Source organism: Methanobacterium sp. (assembly GCA_012838205.1).
Classification (GTDB): domain Archaea; phylum Methanobacteriota; class Methanobacteria; order Methanobacteriales; family Methanobacteriaceae; genus Methanobacterium.
The window spans coordinates 1-16,403 of record DUPR01000032.1; the positions used below are offsets into that span (position 1 = coordinate 1).

The window sequence follows — 16,403 nt, forward strand, 5'->3', positions numbered from 1 at the left end:
ACGAGCTTTGAATATGATGAGCTTCTGGGAGAAGGCTAAATTCGTGTATAGCATAATTGCATCGTTTTTTAACGATGATGAAACAATTGAAGATATTGAAAGCATAAAAGAGGGCGATACTCTGGCTGAAGTAATGAATTATTTCCAGGAGATGTCTCCTCGCGCCTATGAAGTCCTGGTAAAAGAAAGAGATGCATATATGGCTCGGAAGCTCCTGGATATAGACGGTAACGTGGTCGCAGTTGTTGGTGCCGGCCATAAAGATGGGATCTATCAAAACCTTGAACATCCTGAAGATTTACCTTCGCTTCAACAGCTTACGGAATTGGGAAAAAAAAGAATAAACATTACTAAGATAGTCTTATTTGCCATTCCAGCCATATTTATTTTAATATTTGCCGCAGCACTTTTAAAAGGTGTGGATATCCAGGGAGGGCTGATATGGTTTGTTCTCCTTACTGGTAGCATGGCATTTTTAGGGTCACTATTAGCAGGGTCCAAGTTACCCTCAGCCATAGTTGCCTTTATCGTGGCCCCCATCACTTCCATACATCCTCTTCTGGCTGCGGGATGGTTTGCAGGTATAGTGGAAGCAAAATTAAGAGGAGTTTCAATGGAAGATCTTACAGCACTATCGGATATTGAAAGCTTTAAGGAATTATGGAATAACAATCTTTTCCGAATTCTCCTAGTAGCAGCAGGCGCCAATATAGGAACCATGATCGGATTCTTTTTATCAATTACTAACGTTTTCCTACCTCTACTAAACAAATTAATAGGCACGTGAAAAAAATGGAAAAAGATAATTCCATATATTTATTCGATGATGATAATGGGCTGATATAAATGTACTTAATATTCAGATGTGACTGTGGACGGGCAATTTATGCTAAAGAAGGAGTGAAACGTAAAAAATGTGTTTGTGGGAAGAATTTAAAGGTTGTAGAAAGAAGGATAATAGCCAAAACTGAAGACCACTTAACAGCGGCCCAAAAAGTGCAAGAACTGCAAGAAGAAAAATATGGTGGAGTCTTCTTTACCACAGCTGATCAAATATGATCAATATCAAGAATTAATCATCTGTTTCAAACTTTGAGAAGTTAAATCATCAAATGAACGGTAATTAATTATAATTTACTTTTTTAAATTCCAAATTCTGTGCCAACAGATAGCCTTACTAGACTATAGAATTAAAAGATACAATAGTTCAATTAAAAGATGATATAATAATAATATGAACCAATGCAAACCGATAATATAAACATCAGGTTTAATTATGAATGATGGAAATTTCTCAAAACTCACCAGTGAGGGTGAGAGAAAAAATATAGAATTCAAAGAAAACCTTAATTCTGAAACACATCTTTTAACTGAACGTAAACAGCAATTAGCATCCCAAATGAAATACCGTCTAGAAAAAGGGAATGGTGAAGCCATTTATTTTTTGGGAGTTGATGATGATGGTCATCTCTTGGGACTGGAAAAAAGAAAGATGGATGAAACTATACATGTTTTAAGTGAACTTGCCAGTGAAATCAGCGCAAAAATCATTGACATTACAACCGAACAAGCCCCGAAGGGAGAAGTAGCAAAGGTAGTCATTAACCGTTTGCAAAATAACAAAACAGATCACCTCCTCATAGGAGTTGCAGGCCATGTTGACCATGGAAAAAGCACCTTGGTGGGAACATTAACCACTGGATCCCTTGACACTGGAACTGGAAGTTCCAGAATATTTCTGGACATTCAAAAACATGAAATTGAGCGGGGATTGTCAGCTGACCTTTCCTTTGCAGTGTATGGATTCAGCAAAGGAAAAACAAAAAGGATTAAAAATCCTCTTAATAAACGTGAAAAAGCTGTTTTAGTTGAAAAATGTGATAAACTTGTTTCTTTCGTTGACACAGTTGGTCATGAACCTTGGCTCCGCACCACCATCCGAGGCATAGTCGGACAGAAGTTGAGTCATGGATTATTAGTTGTAGCAGCCGAACAGGGCCCAACACACATTACTCGAGAACACTTAGGCATCATATTGGCCATGGAATTGCCGGTGATAGTGGTGATAACCAAAATTGACATGGTCAGCCCAGAAAGAATTGAAACTGTCCGACAAGAAGTCTTTGACTTGTTGAAATTAGTGGGCAGAATACCTTACTTAATTAAAAACATTGAAGATGCAGATTTTTTAACAGAACACATGAATCATCATTTGGTACCTGTTATAAAAGCTTCTCCTGTTAGTGGTGAAGGGTTGGAACTCCTTGACCAGATTTTTTCCCGTATTAAAATTCCATCTCATGTGGAAGACTCGAAAAAACCATTTTTGATGTATATTGACAAAATATACTCAGTTATTGGTGTGGGAACAGTAGTGAGCGGAACTATAAGACAAGGTACTGTGAAAAAAGGTGAAAAACTAATTTTAGGCCCTTTAAATTCTGGTAATTTCGTTCCAGTGAATGTTAAGACCATAGAGATGCATCATTACCGAAAAGAAAGTGCAAATGTGGGAGATGTGGTTGGAATTTCCATTACTGGTGTTGAAATGAATGAAATCAAAAGAGGCATGATTATATGTCACCATGACTATAATCCACGTGCAGTCAGAGAATTTGATGCTGATGTAGCTATACTTGTACACCCAACCACCATTAAGAAAGGTTATGAATGTATAACTCACATAGAAACTATAGCAGAAACTACTTGCTTTAAGCCGATTGAACAAGAATATTTATCAGCAGGAGACACTGGTACAATTAGAATGAGATTCAAATATCATCCCTTCGCAATTAAAGAAGGGCAAAAACTGATATTTCGAGAAGGCAAAAGTAAAGGTTTTGGCACTGTAACCCGTTTAGCAAGCGAATCATGACTTAGCTCTATAAATTATCTAATTTAGTATTTTTTTTTAATAATATCACTGATTTCACAAGCTTTACATATGACAGCAGAGGATGGTTCGCCACATATTTGACATTCATAAAGTTTAACCTCTCCTTTATCTACTTGTATGCTTTTTTTAAAAAAATCCAGCATTTTCATCTTAGTGCCTGGCTTGTTTTCTTCTAAATTGTTTAAATAGTTTTTTAGTCGTGAACGCAATGATTTATGAGCATATGGACATTCAGCTAGATGAACATCAACCTTTTGTAGAATTGCCCACTTACCAACCTCTTTTTCAGGTATAATCCAGAGTGGTTTTATTCTTGGCACCATTTTAGGATGAATACGATCTTGTTTGGGCCCAAATTTGGAAAACCGTCTCACATCTGCCCGGGCAAAGCTCATAAGGAAAGATTGAACTTCATCATCTAAGTTGTGTCCAGTTGCCAATTTATCAGAACCTAATTGATATGCGGTGCGGTTTAATAGATATCTTCTGAAAACACCACAGGGAATACAAGCCGTCTTATAAAACTTCGAAGCTCGATCAATGGTGAGTCCCAACTCATCTTCCAGTGATAATTCATAATAATCTACACCAAGTTGAGATGCATTTTTTCTAGCTGATTTAATACCATTTTCACGGTATCCTTTAATTCCCTCATCAATTGTAATAGCCAGAAGCTCAAAATTAATATCAGATTCCCTACAAAGCTTATTAAGAATATGTAACACTAATACACTGTCTTTTCCTCCAGAAAGAGCTACAGCAACTTTATCCCCGTCATTGATAAGTTCATAGTCATTTATAGTATTTTTCACCCGTTTTTCAAGTTCCAAGCAGAAGTTGTTGGATTCCAGAGGTTTCATAAAAATTATATGAACAGTTGAACATAAATAAGGATATGATATCAGCAGAACTGACCATCATCCCCATCGGAACTTCTGAAACAAGTTTAAGCAAATATGTTGCTGTTGCTGTTGCTGCTCTGGATAAAACAGGAATTAAATATAAATTAAGTGGCATGGGAACCCTATTGGAAACTGAAAATCTTGATGAGCTCTTTGAAGCTCTTAAAGTTGCTCATGAAGCAGTTTTTAGAGATGGTGTTAATCGGGTGGTGACCAGTGTCAAAATAGATGATCGTAGGGATCGTGAAAAGACCATGGATGATAAGGTTCTATCAGTTGAAAAAAAACTGAAATGAAACTTAATTTTTAAAAAATCTTATCTGAAGCTGCTTCTAATGAAATCGCTATCTTTTCGAGTTCTTCTATGGAAAGATCAGGATGAACAGGAAGGGAAAGAACTTCAGAAGTGGCTTTTTCTGTTTCAGGACAAACATCATCATAGCCCATGTCTTGATAGAGTTTTTGCCCGTATATTGGAATGGGGTAATGAATACCAGTTCCAATTCCTTCTTGGTTTAAATATTCCATCAAATCATGCCTTTTTCCTTCTTTAATACGCACAGTGTACTGGTGAAATACATGCTTGACTTCTGGAGAAACATAAGGCGGTTGAATGCCAGACATATCCTTTATGTGCTCAGTAAGATATTCTGCATTTTCTATTCTTTTTTTATTAAATCCATCTAGCTTTTTTAGTTGAACTAATCCAATAGTTGCCGATATATCAGTCATGCGAAAGTTATATCCCAGAACTACATGTTGATACCTATCTTTTTCCCCATGAGCTCTTAAAACCCGGGCCATATCAGCCATATTAGAATCATTAGTGGTTATAATTCCACCTTCACTGGTGGTCATGTTTTTGGTTGGATAAAAACTAAAACAAGCCATGTCCCCCATGGATCCTACCATTTGATCTTTAATCATTGCCCCATGGGCTTGGGCTGCATCTTCAATCACCACAAGATCGTTTTCTAGGGCTATCTGATTTATCAAGTCCATTTGTGCTGGTTGACCATATAGATGTACAGGTATTATTGCTTTGGTTTTTTTTGAAATAGCTCCTTCAATTTGTTCCGGGTCTAAGTTAAAAGTTTCGGGGTTTATATCAACAAAAACTGGTTTAGCACCAACATAGAGTGCACAGTTACCAGTGGCTGCGAAACTGAAGGGAGTGGTTATAACTTCATCATCTGGTTTAACCCCTGCAGCAAGAAGTGAAAGGTGTAAGGCCGTGGTTCCTGAACTTACAGCAACAGCGTGTTCAACACCAACATAACTTGCAAAAGCTTCTTCAAATTCAGCCACTTTCGGGCCTTGCGCTATAAATCCTGATTTTAATACTTTTTCCACTTCTTTAATTTCTTCTTCACCAATAAGGGGTTTTGCAACCGGTATCATCATATCACCTTGAAATTTTGACTGATAACTATATGAAAATTATATCATAATTTAGTATCATTATTTTTTCAAACACCATTAGATATACAATTTTTAAATTCCACATTAATTCATCCACTTTTCGTTTGTTGATCAAACATAAAAAACATACCTTCATCATGGAAAATAAATTAAAAAGAAAGAATTGAAAAAGAATTAAATTTTTATTTATGGAATATTCTAATTAAATCGTCTTTTCGATTCCAAAACAGGATTACGATTGTTAATAAAGCCATGACAACCATGAATGGTATTCCTGCAAAAGGATCAGTTGGTTGGGATGTGACCAAGGATGGCACATTTGGTAATCCTGAATCTGCCGAGTTAAATATTAGTGCCACATAAAGGTTGTTTCCAATATGTATACCCATTGCTGTTTCAATGCCATTATCTCCCAGAGCTATGATACCCAACATAAAGCCAATAATGAACGTAGATATCACGATGGCCAATGCCACATTTCCAGTTCCATTCCAATAATGCATCAAGCTGAAGATTATCGAAGTAACTAAAAGAGGAATCCATGGTTTTTTTGTTAGCAAACTAAATCCTTGCATTAAGTACCCTCTAAATACAAGTTCTTCTAAGGATGCTTGAATAGGGAATACTAAAAGACATAAAACCAGTAAAAATCCATAATTTTTGGGATCAAAGGTAAACTGATAGCTATTAGGACTAAAGACTAATTCTGGTAAACTAAATAAAAATAGGATTAATAACCATAAACCCATTCCCTTAAATAACATTTTCCAACGAAAGCCAGAAACTGCGTTTATGATTGATAAAAACCTTTTTTTATGCAAAAATCTGACACAAACATAAAAAATAAAGGCAGAAATAAGGTAAAGAACACCTGTAATCGTTATCAAAAAGAAAGGATTATATGCGATGTCCGAAACACTTGAAAGAAAGTTTGCATTCGTTTTTATGGGCGATAAAGTTATGTATAGTACAATAAACATTATAAAGAGAACTAAAGTGACAATAAAACTTACACCGGCCGATAAACCAATGGTGATAACATATCTCCACCAGTTATTCTTACCTGTTTTCGCATTATCCAAAAAAGTTATTTCTGACATGATTTTTACTCCATTGATACCAATCCAAAATAATATAAGATTTAAATCATTAACATCAAGATTCTAATCTCTTTAGTAATAATATAGTATAATAATACATTATTCATTATATAAATGGAACGCCTAATTGCTAATTGATTAATGAAAATTAATTCTATTAATGTACAAATTAGTCTAAAAAAGAGATAATGAATAGAAGTGTATGAAAAGAGATTACTTGTTTAATATGAATAGAGGTTTATTAAATGGACTACTTGTTTATTGATGAGGGCCGAGTACGGATTAAAATTCCCCAATATGAAAAAATTTCATCAAAAGCTCCTGTTTTTTATAATCCTGCCATGGAACTTAACCGAGACTTATCAGTGGCTGCTTTATCAGTGTACCGTCAAAGTTGTGAGCAGGATATTGCCATCTGTGATGCCTTCGCAGGTAGTGGCATACGAGGCATAAGATACTCTAAAGAGATAAATGGAGTATCAATGGCCGTTGTGAATGATTTAAACCCAATAGCAGTTGAACTTGCCCATGAAAACATTGCCAACAACGGATTGACCAATGTGAATGTTTGTAGGAAAGAGGCCAACTTACTTCTGCGTACTTGTAGAGGTAAATTCGATGTGGTGGATATTGATCCTTTTGGAACTCCCGCACCATATGTAGAATCAGCTGCTTCCAGTTTGAAGGCAGGAGGACTAATTTGTATTACCGCCACCGATACTTCAGCTCTTTGTGGAACCTATAAAAAACCTTGCATCAGGAAGTATGGTTCAAAACCACTACGAAATGAGTACTGTCATGAAACCGGTATTAGGATCTTGGCAGGATTCCTTTGCCGCACATTTTCCAAGTATAAAAAGTTTTTAAAGTTCAAATTCTCCCATAGCACCGAACATTACATGCGCCTCTATGCCATTGTAGGAAAAGGAGCTGAAAATACTGATAAATCATTAGAAAACATGGGTTATATCGCATATTGCCCCAAATGCCTTAATCGTCAGGTTTTTAGAGGAGTAACTCCGCGCATACCCATTAAGTGTCCAGAATGTGAAGAAAGGTGGGATCTTAGTGGACCATTATGGATTGGTAAAATTCAAGATTCTGATTTTATTTTGAGCATGTTAAACACTGCACCTAAGTTAAATCTGAACACCAAAAATAATGTCTTAAAACTCCTAAAAAAGTGTCATGAGGAGGCGAATGCCCCCCCTACATTTTATGACTTACATGTTATTTGTAAAAAGTTGAAAACAAGTGCCCCTCCCCTTGATTCAACTATGAATTTGATTGAAGAAGAAGGATACCAAGTTTACAAAACCCACTTTAATCCTAACGGTGTTAAGACTGATGCACCATTGCCTTTAATTGAAAAAATAATTTTAAATATTAATAGAAATTCCCAAAGAAGGATTTTGAACAACTAAAAAATTTTTCATAAATAAATTGATTTTGTAAATTATACTCTTGATTCAGCCTATCGATAATCAAGCATGTGATTAGTGTAATAGTACTGTAATTCAGGAGCGTGGAGCAGTTCATAATTCCGGTAGGGTAAGCTGATATAGGGGACAATCATACCCTTAATGATGTAATAATATGCGGCAAATCTACCGTACTCTTGCCAAGTTATATAAAAATAAAGAGGGAACCCGCAACCTTGGATAAATATAGGATTTCCTGAACGGGCAGTTCCGTGCCATACCATGGGTATCGGTCCTTGTTGCCCATTTCGAGCAGCTAAATCCAATATATATTGACGTGCCTCGCTCCAACTATTAAATTCCATGTTATCTGCCTTAAATTTATACCTACCCTCCTGTGGTCCGTATAGTGCTAGATTTATTGAATCATCATAGTTTGTGGGATCAGCAGCACCAGTCCCATTGGTGTCAATTAATGCCATTTCGATTATCATTACATCACCCTCCATGTAACTATGATAACCAGAATCTCCTGCAAAATGAACAACCAAAGCACATTTAGAACCTCTTTCCTTAGCATATTCTGCTAAAAGTTGAGAATGAGGATGTCCGGGGAACATGTCAGGGTTAGCAAGTTTTACGAAGCCCAGTCTACCCACTGGTTCAAATGGACCCACAGCAGTTGAAATAAGAAGGTATCCTCCAAATATCGCCAGGACTGCTAATAATAATACTTGCCATTTCATTGACACACCCAAATTCATGAATCTTTTCTAGAAAACATTAAGGGATTGACGTTATTTTTCTTATCCATATATCATTATTATTACTTTTTAAGATTTGTGTTTTCTCCATGATTTTGGCCAAGATTGTATAATTAATCTAAGGTACTGGTTCGCCGGACAAATAATAATATATTTGATAAAAAAATTCTCTGGTAAATAAAAAATTAAATTGAATATCTAATCCTTAAGTTTCCATAATTTAGTTTCATCAGCATAGATAGTAACTAATAAAAATGAACAAAGATATATTAAAATGAACATTGGTTTTGTGCCAATTTTGAGGGTTAATATATGGATATAGGATATTTAACTTCTGATGCAGCGAAATATTCCTCAAAAAGCTTGAAAAAAGTGTTGATTTTGGGAATATTATTTTTAATCAGCTTTTTAATTGTGCCTGCTTTTCTATCCATGGGGTATCTATTTAGAGTTCTGAAATTGTCCATAGATGGTGTTGACAATCTTCCTGATTTTGAAAGATGGGGTGAGATGTTTGTTGATGGTTTGAAGGTTTTTGTTGTGCAATTGACTTACTTTATCATCCCGTTTGCCTTCATATTCATTGGCTTGTGGACTTCAATCACTTCACTAATGGCTCTTCAGGATGCTGGAAGTACGATAGATCCCACGTTTTCTTTGAGTTTAACATGGGGATTAATCTTTTTGGGATTAGCTATGGCAGTAATTTTTGGAGCTTTCTTTACCATTGCCTTGGCAAACATGGCCTACTATGATGGAGAAATCATGGCAGCATTCCGGTTCAAAGAGATATTGGACACTATTTCTAATATTAGCTGGGTAGACTTTATTGTGTGGTATGTGGTGATGATAACCATCGGTTTAAGCATGTTAGTTACAGCCATTATAATTGGATTAATACCCATATTAGGTCTAATTATTAGCATATTAGCCATTTATCCCTACATTAATCTGTTATTCGCCAGAGCTTTGGGCCTGTTGTTCTTGTCAAGTTTTGAAAATCAGAACAAAAAAAATAATCATAAAATAACATAATAGATTCATAGATAATAGTGAAAAAACCTCTTACTCTGTAGAAACTATGTTTACAGTATTTTTCTGGCATTTTTCTTTGCTGTTGCAACACTGACATTTGTAAAGAGCATAATTACAAATATAACTATAACCAATAGGACCCATTATTAGTAGTAGTGAGTTTGCAACATACGATTCAACGAAATATTGGAACGAATTAATATCATTGGTTGTGGAAACTACAAAATATGGTTTATTGTCCTGTTTTCAATGCCGCAGGCCATAAACTTGTCACTGCTGGAGAGATATTGGCAGTTTTCATTGAGAGTTCATGATAATTTGCTGAATATCCTATTTAATCTTACTACAATCCACGTCTGTTACTTTAACCTTAAAATTGCTCATAAAGACGTACACTGAATAATTTGACTCGAATATAGCCCTATTCATCATTTTTGTATTTATCTAAGATACATAATCCAGAATAAGATAGGATTTTTTTGTGCATAATGATGCTCCAATATGCTATTTATTCGTGTGAAAACTCCAAAATAGTAATTTTATATAAATTGAAGTGCATATATTAATAATATAATCCAAAATGGATGTGAATAATATGGAAATTGGAGAAATTATATCAGATTCCATCAGTTTTCCATCAACAGACTGGACTAAAGTGTTGATACTGGGGATTATGTTACTAACCAGCTTCATAATTATAATTCCAATATTTATGGTAATGGGCTACTGTTTCCGCATATTGAAAAGTTCACTTGCCGGTTTCAATGAATTACCGGACTTTGAAATGTTGGGCGAAATGTTCGAGGATGGTTTGAAAGTGTTTATTGTAAATTTCATTTATTTCTTAATTCCAACCCTGGTTATAATAATTGGAGGATGGGCTTCTATCGCTTCTGTATCAATTACAGGAATGGCCGATCCTACTATATTTTTTGCACTTTTAGGTGGAGTGTCCATAATTGGATTCATTCTAGCCTTTGTATTTGGACTGATAGCAATAATTGCTATTGTTAACATGGCTTTAAATGACAGTGACTTGGGATCGGCCTTTAGATTCAGGGAAATTCTAGAACAACCATCCATGATTGGGTGGGGAAAATATTTTATATGGTACATTGTGATGATTATCATTGGATTAATTGGCTGCATAATCACGAATTTTCTGAACTTAATTCCACTACTAGGGATAATTTTTGGAATTTTAGTAATTTACCCCTTCCTATGCATATTCTATGCAAGATCAGCAGCTTTGTTCTTCTCATCTAATGTGGAAATATGACTGAATAAAAAAAACCTTCGTTTCCTCTTTTTATCATCCTTCTATTTTTTTGATACAAACTAGAAAAATAGATACAGTTCAATTACATTTTATTAATATTTTATTAATATTGTCTCAATTTGCTGAATACTGGTTCAGTCAAAAACTGGGTGGTTTTTGATTACCACCTGTAACTTTTTTATAAAATGAATTACATAAATGAATTGTCAATAAATTAATTGGAGGTAAAACAAATGGAAATTGGAGAAATAGTATCTGATTCCGTAAAATATCCCACATCTGATTGGACAAAAATTATAATTTTAGCAGTAATTCTTATAATACCAATCGTTAACTTCATCGGGATAGGTTACGTAATTAGAATAATAAAAGGCACATTAGCTAGTTTGGACGATTTGCCAGATTTTGATGAAGTTGGAGAATTGTTCATTGATGGTTTAAAAGTATTTGTTGTAGGAATTGTATATGCTATTCCTATATGGATAATTTCAGCGATTATAGGCGTTATTATTAGCCTAATACTCCCCGCATCAACGACAACTTACGTGGACACGACTTCAACTGCCCTTTTAGCCACAATGATGGCTTCATATGCAGCATTAATTGTAGCTGCGATTATAGTTGGCTTAATAGAAATCGTTGCAATACTTAACTTGGCATATTATGATGGTGATCTCGGTGCTGCCTTCCGCTTCAGCGAAATCTTAAATTACATATCTACAATCGGCTGGGGAAAATACATAATAACCTACATCGTTATTGCATTAATATGTGCAGTGATAATGGCGGTAGCAGGAATTGTAGGAGCTTTATTGATTGGTATCGGCATGATCATTACAATACCACTTGCTATGTCCTTCTGTTATATGTTTGGAGCCCGCGCTATAACAACGTTATTTGCAGATGCCTTAGCTGAAACCGCTTAATATTAAAAAAATTCTTTTTTTTATTTTTTTTTTTAACTTGTGATTAATTCTTGTTTATTGGTCTTTTTGAAAAATGATCTAAAATAGATATTTGAAAAAAACCAAAAAAATAAATTAATATTGAATAAATTTTATATGGCCCAGATGAATTTTTTAAAGCAACAATATTTTTTCAAAAGGAGCAATATATGCCAAAATTAATAAAAGGCATCGAAAGTTTTATTCCATTTACTATTAACTACGAATATTACAAGTGGTTTTACTACCTAAAAACACAACTCCTTATAGAACGTAGTTTTCAGATTTTTGAGCATAATTTCTCATATTGGGTTCCATATCAATTTTATTGGTGCAAAACCGACACCTACCATCAATCTTGCCCTCCTTTACCAACTCGTTTTATCACATTTTTGTGGTTTCTTCCTTTAAACCTCCTCTTATCACTTGAAACTGACTTATGCAAACTTTATTCTAACAATTTAAATCAATGTTAGTATGGTGACCTGCCTAATTATAATAATTATGAACAATGATTATATTAATAAGTGAGTGAGATGAAAGAAGGAAGAAAAAAAAATAGTCCGGTAGAACTTGATGACATCGACCGAAGAATCATTAAATTATTCAGTGAAGACGGTAGAATGTCTTATAGAAAAATTGCCAAAGACCTCAATATCTCCATAGGCACAGTCCACAATCGTATGGAAAAATTAAACAAAAATGGAGTGATACAGAAATTCGCCCCAGTACTTGATCACAGTAAATTAGGTTACAACCTCACCACCATCATTGGGGTGCAAGTTAAAGGAGGAGTTCTAGAAAACTGGGAAGACATGACATCTTATCATAAAAATGTGCTCTGCATGTACGATGTCACAGGCGAATTCGATGCAATACTCATTGCCCGGTTTAAAGACACTGCTGAACTTGACCAATTCATTAAAAAATTACATAAAGAACCAGATGTGCAGAGAACTTACACCCAAACCGTGCTAAATATTGTTAAAGAAGACTTAAATTCAAGTAAAATGTTGTAGATAAGTTAAGATACTTAAATAGCATATCTTTGTCAAATATACCTTTGGAGGTTTTTTGTGTGATTTCATTGGTACACTCCCCCAAATACGCAAAGCATCAAACTAAAAACCATCCGGAGAACCCAGAAAGGCTCGAAGTTTTAATGAATTCTCTCAGAGAAGAAGGCTTGCTGGATAAAATAGATATTCATCAACCAAGCTCGGCCAATGAAGAAGATATCTTGCGAGTGCACACACAAGAACATGTACAAAATTTAAAAACCTTCACTGAAAATGGTGGAGGCTATCTGGACTTTGACACTTATGCCTCGCCTCAAAGCTATGAAATTGCAAAATTAGCAGCAGGAGGTGCGATTAAAGCATCAGAACTGATTCTAGAAGAATATGACTTTGCTTACTCCCTGGCACGCCCCCCTGGGCATCATGCCACACCAAACAGGGCCATGGGTTTTTGTTTAATCAACAATCTAGCAGTAGCAATTAAATATATGATGGAAAAGTATGCTCTTGAAAAATTTTTCATACTGGATATTGATGCTCATTATGGAAACGGCACTGCAGAGATATTTTACAATGACCCGAAAGTTCTTTACATCTCAATACACCAAGACCCCCGAACTATTTTTCCTGGAAAGGGATTTATAGGGGAAACTGGCAGCGGGGAAGGAGAAGGTTTTAATATAAATATACCTATGCCCCCTGGTTCAAAAACCTTAGATTACACTTATGTGCTTGAAAATATAATAGAACCAGTTTGCAACCAGTTCAAAGCGGACTTTTATTATCTGGATGTGGGATTTGACGGACACCAAAAAGATCACTTGTCTAGTCTACTTTTAGATGATAATTTTTACCCATGGATTGCCGGATATATGCAAAAAATTACCCCAAAAATGACACTTATCTTGGAAGGTGGTTACACCAATCATGGCATGGCCCAGTCCAACTTGAAAATGATAAAGGTGTTAATGGATAAAAGCGTCAATGAAAGAAAATTGCAACTATCCAGTGACCATCACATGAAAAATGAAACAAAAAATATATTCAAACAAATCCAGGACACTTTTTCACCATTTTTCACATTGTAAATATTATTTATAATAAAATGCCAATTATGAATTTCATCACCCCCATATTATCCAATAAACATTAGAGGAGATTAAATGCATCGAAACAGGATCAAACAAGCTCAATCACTACTTAAAAAAGCTGGAAAATCATCAAAAATCCAGGAAAAACTAAAAAATCCAAAGGAAGGAAAAATTGATACAGCTATCTATGAAGAGATTTTAAATAAGATTATAAAAACTGAAGAATTCATCTACACCAGCCGCCCCAGTCACCATTTACTACAGGATGATGCTGAAGAATTTTGCAATGATCTAATCGAGATTAGAAATAAAATTGACGAAATTTTGGCAGAATTTGGAGTGCTGGAGAAAGAAAATGTTGAAGAAAAAGTAAAAAATCTTTCGAAAAGATACATCTTCCTCACCACTAAAGGAAACTTCAAAAAATTATTAGCCCGCTGGGGAGTAGAGCCCCAAAGGATTGTTGTGGCAGGAGTACCATTAGAAGCAGAGGATATGCGTATTATCAACCCTAATATTCCAGAAAGTGCATTTGAACCTATAAAAAAGAAAATATCCCATGTTAAAAATGATATAAACCGTAAAATGAAAGATTTAGATTGTGAAAATATTTTAGTAGTGGTTGAAAAAGATAAATCAGGCGAACTTCTGGTTAAACGTGCTAATAATATTTATAAAGCTTTTGCTATAAAGAAAGATAAATTAAAAGATGTTGATGCGGTTGAATTCAAACAATCCCTTGAACAGTTGTCGTTATCATGAAAAAATGTTATGCTATGTGATTTTGCTTTTAGGAAAAAAAACCAATCCCTTAAAAAAATGATAAATCTCACAAAAATATACAACTCTTTTTATATTCCCTAATTTATATGAGAAATATAATAATGAGAATGTATAAAAAAAAAACTCGTTTGTTAGAACTCAGGGGTGAAAAAAGTTGGAACCACCATGTTTACCTGACACTCAGGAAAAATCACCTACCATCCCCGTGCACCTCACCAGAGTAGGGGTCAAAGGGGTTAAAAAACTCTTAAAAATTGAAAGAGATAAGAAAAGACCCATAGTTCTCATACCCACCTTCGATGCATATGTGGATCTTCCCAGCACACAGCGAGGAATTCATATGTCACGAAATCCGGAAGCTATCAGTGAAGTTTTAGAAGAAGCTGTTGAAGGTAACGTAGTAGAAATAGAGTCATTATGTGCTGAAATCGTCAACTTGCTTCTTGAAAAACATAAATATGCTAAAAGGGCAGAAGTTAGTATGAAAAGTGACTTTATGATCATGAAAAAGTCGCCAGTCACTAAACACCGAACACAAGAAATGACCAATATCATGGCTGATGCCATTGGCTATCGTAATGACGATGAAGTTGTTATAAGGAAAATGATTGGAGCAGAAGTTGTTGGAATGACTGTGTGTCCCTGTGCACAGGAAACAATAAAAGAAAGTTCTAAACAGAAGCTTCAAGAATTTTTAGATGAAAAAACTATTGAAAAAGTCTTGGAAGCGGTTACGTTCGCATCTCACAATCAAAGAGGCAGGGGAAGCATCATGATTGAAGTTCCTGCCCAACAGATCATCAGGGGCGAAGATCTTATTAGGATAATTGAGGACTCGATGAGTTCATCAGTATGCGAATTATTAAAGAGGACTGATGAACACGCTGTTGTTGAACATGCTCATCAACATCCCATGTTCGTGGAAGACTGCGTGCGAAACATGTTACAAAAAATCGTTCAAGAATTTTCTCACCTGCCAGACGACACTCTCATTACTGCACGGCAAATAAACGAGGAGAGCATCCACCGTCACAATGCATTTGCAGAAAAAGTCGCCACAATGGGTGAACTTAAAGTAGAAATAATTAATGGTTTGGAGGAAACTAATTGAAAAGCCGAAATATTGCTGGACAGATCATGGGAGAGTTAGAAGCCTTTGATGGTTCTAAAGCAGCAATGGACACTTCCCAATTACTGATTGTTCGAGGAAGATCACGTCGGCGGATAAAACCAGAAGAACTTGGTTCTGTTATTTCTGAAGTTTTCAAGGGTTTAGGAGCTAAGAATCTGGACATGTATTCAGATGAAACAGCAGATATCATTACTATTTTAGATGAGCAAATCCGTTCTCATGTTGAAATTCAAGGAGAAACTGATGTATATGGAATTTATCGCCTTAAAGAATCTTTCGAAAGCATGAACTGTCATGCAGACTATGGGATGGGTCTTTTAGATGATATTGCTATTTTTTTGATTTTGTGGAAGGATAAAAGTGGTATGGGGCCTATGTTTGTTGAACTAGTTGTTTCTGTTTTGGAAGGATGACAGCTATCTGAAACAATGAATGATATTTCACTACAACTATTTTTCAGCAAAGATTTTATTAAAATCATATCTGTGCACTTAAAAATCAATCTGGAGATTTTGGAAGGATAAAAAAAATGTTATCCAAAGAAGAAATAGTTTCTCTGTTAAATGTTCAGGGAAACAATGTTTTAGATTTAATGAAGCAAGCCAATTCACTCCG

At 35.1% G+C, this 16,403-nt stretch carries 17 protein-coding genes; 13 read left to right on the plus strand and 4 right to left on the minus strand.

Annotated elements, in window-relative coordinates:
- From GXZ72_04870 to GXZ72_04880, 3 genes are all read left to right on the plus strand, one after another.
- A partial coding sequence (locus tag GXZ72_04870; GenBank protein ID HHT18872.1) for a TraB family protein occupies nucleotides 1–787 on the plus strand: 787 nt, incomplete at its 5' end.
- Nucleotides 788–846: 59 nt separating this feature from the next.
- Nucleotides 847–1,059, plus strand: coding sequence for a DUF1922 domain-containing protein (locus GXZ72_04875; GenBank protein HHT18873.1), 213 nt, complete (start codon nucleotides 847–849; stop codon nucleotides 1,057–1,059).
- A gap of 217 nt (nucleotides 1,060–1,276) precedes the next feature.
- On the plus strand, nucleotides 1,277–2,875 hold the full coding sequence (locus tag GXZ72_04880; protein HHT18874.1) for a GTP-binding protein: 1,599 nt from the start codon (nucleotides 1,277–1,279) through the stop codon (nucleotides 2,873–2,875).
- Between the two features lie 23 nt (nucleotides 2,876–2,898).
- On the opposite strand, the gene GXZ72_04885 is transcribed toward GXZ72_04880, so the two are convergent.
- Nucleotides 2,899–3,756 carry a TIGR00269 family protein gene (locus GXZ72_04885; protein ID HHT18875.1) on the minus strand — a complete coding sequence of 286 codons (858 nt, stop codon included), beginning with the start codon at nucleotides 3,754–3,756 and terminating at the stop codon, nucleotides 2,899–2,901.
- Between the two features lie 35 nt (nucleotides 3,757–3,791).
- On the opposite strand from GXZ72_04885, the gene GXZ72_04890 reads away from it, so the two are divergent.
- Nucleotides 3,792–4,094, plus strand: coding sequence for an MTH1187 family thiamine-binding protein (locus tag GXZ72_04890; GenBank protein HHT18876.1), 303 nt, complete (start codon nucleotides 3,792–3,794; stop codon nucleotides 4,092–4,094).
- A gap of 10 nt (nucleotides 4,095–4,104) precedes the next feature.
- Here the strand turns inward: GXZ72_04890 and GXZ72_04895 are convergent, their stop codons facing one another.
- Both GXZ72_04895 and GXZ72_04900 read right to left on the minus strand, forming a co-directional pair.
- Nucleotides 4,105–5,199: a DegT/DnrJ/EryC1/StrS family aminotransferase gene (locus GXZ72_04895; protein HHT18877.1), complete on the minus strand. Its 1,095-nt coding sequence runs from the start codon at nucleotides 5,197–5,199 to the stop codon at nucleotides 4,105–4,107.
- A gap of 203 nt (nucleotides 5,200–5,402) precedes the next feature.
- The gene (locus GXZ72_04900; protein ID HHT18878.1) at nucleotides 5,403–6,320 is read right to left on the minus strand and encodes a CPBP family intramembrane metalloprotease; all 918 of its coding nucleotides are present in this window, start codon (nucleotides 6,318–6,320) and stop codon (nucleotides 5,403–5,405) included.
- Nucleotides 6,321–6,565: 245 nt separating this feature from the next.
- Here GXZ72_04900 and GXZ72_04905 point away from each other — a divergent pair, with 245 nt between their 5' ends.
- Nucleotides 6,566–7,744 (plus strand): tRNA (guanine(26)-N(2))-dimethyltransferase, encoded by a 1,179-nt coding sequence (locus GXZ72_04905; GenBank protein ID HHT18879.1) that lies wholly within the window; start codon nucleotides 6,566–6,568, stop codon nucleotides 7,742–7,744.
- A 50-nt stretch (nucleotides 7,745–7,794) separates the two neighbouring features.
- Here the strand turns inward: GXZ72_04905 and GXZ72_04910 are convergent, their stop codons facing one another.
- On the minus strand, nucleotides 7,795–8,487 hold the full coding sequence (locus GXZ72_04910) for a hypothetical protein (protein ID HHT18880.1): 693 nt from the start codon (nucleotides 8,485–8,487) through the stop codon (nucleotides 7,795–7,797).
- Between the two features lie 330 nt (nucleotides 8,488–8,817).
- Between GXZ72_04910 and GXZ72_04915 the strand changes: the two genes are divergently transcribed.
- The 8 genes from GXZ72_04915 to GXZ72_04950 all read left to right on the plus strand — a co-directional run bounded on the left by GXZ72_04915 (nucleotide 8,818) and on the right by GXZ72_04950 (nucleotide 16,201).
- Nucleotides 8,818–9,540: a DUF4013 domain-containing protein gene (locus tag GXZ72_04915; GenBank protein HHT18881.1), complete on the plus strand. Its 723-nt coding sequence runs from the start codon at nucleotides 8,818–8,820 to the stop codon at nucleotides 9,538–9,540.
- Nucleotides 9,541–10,135: 595 nt separating this feature from the next.
- A complete protein-coding gene (locus GXZ72_04920; protein HHT18882.1) occupies nucleotides 10,136–10,819 on the plus strand; it encodes a DUF4013 domain-containing protein in 684 nt (227 codons plus the stop codon).
- A gap of 233 nt (nucleotides 10,820–11,052) precedes the next feature.
- The gene (locus GXZ72_04925) at nucleotides 11,053–11,745 is read left to right on the plus strand and encodes a DUF4013 domain-containing protein (GenBank protein ID HHT18883.1); all 693 of its coding nucleotides are present in this window, start codon (nucleotides 11,053–11,055) and stop codon (nucleotides 11,743–11,745) included.
- 554 nt (nucleotides 11,746–12,299) lie between these two features.
- Entirely contained in the window at nucleotides 12,300–12,782 is a 483-nt protein-coding gene (locus tag GXZ72_04930) for an Lrp/AsnC family transcriptional regulator (GenBank protein HHT18884.1), read from the plus strand.
- A gap of 59 nt (nucleotides 12,783–12,841) precedes the next feature.
- Complete coding sequence (locus GXZ72_04935) at nucleotides 12,842–13,870, plus strand: histone deacetylase (protein ID HHT18885.1); 1,029 nt, start codon at nucleotides 12,842–12,844, stop codon at nucleotides 13,868–13,870.
- Between the two features lie 75 nt (nucleotides 13,871–13,945).
- Complete coding sequence (locus GXZ72_04940) at nucleotides 13,946–14,635, plus strand: DUF2100 domain-containing protein (GenBank protein HHT18886.1); 690 nt, start codon at nucleotides 13,946–13,948, stop codon at nucleotides 14,633–14,635.
- Nucleotides 14,636–14,810: 175 nt separating this feature from the next.
- A complete protein-coding gene (locus GXZ72_04945) occupies nucleotides 14,811–15,767 on the plus strand; it encodes a GTP cyclohydrolase I FolE2 (protein HHT18887.1) in 957 nt (318 codons plus the stop codon).
- Nucleotides 15,764–16,201 carry a DUF2120 domain-containing protein gene (locus GXZ72_04950; protein ID HHT18888.1) on the plus strand — a complete coding sequence of 146 codons (438 nt, stop codon included), beginning with the start codon at nucleotides 15,764–15,766 and terminating at the stop codon, nucleotides 16,199–16,201. Before GXZ72_04945 ends, GXZ72_04950 begins: the two co-directional genes overlap by 4 nt.
- Nucleotides 16,202–16,403: the final 202 nt, after the last annotated feature.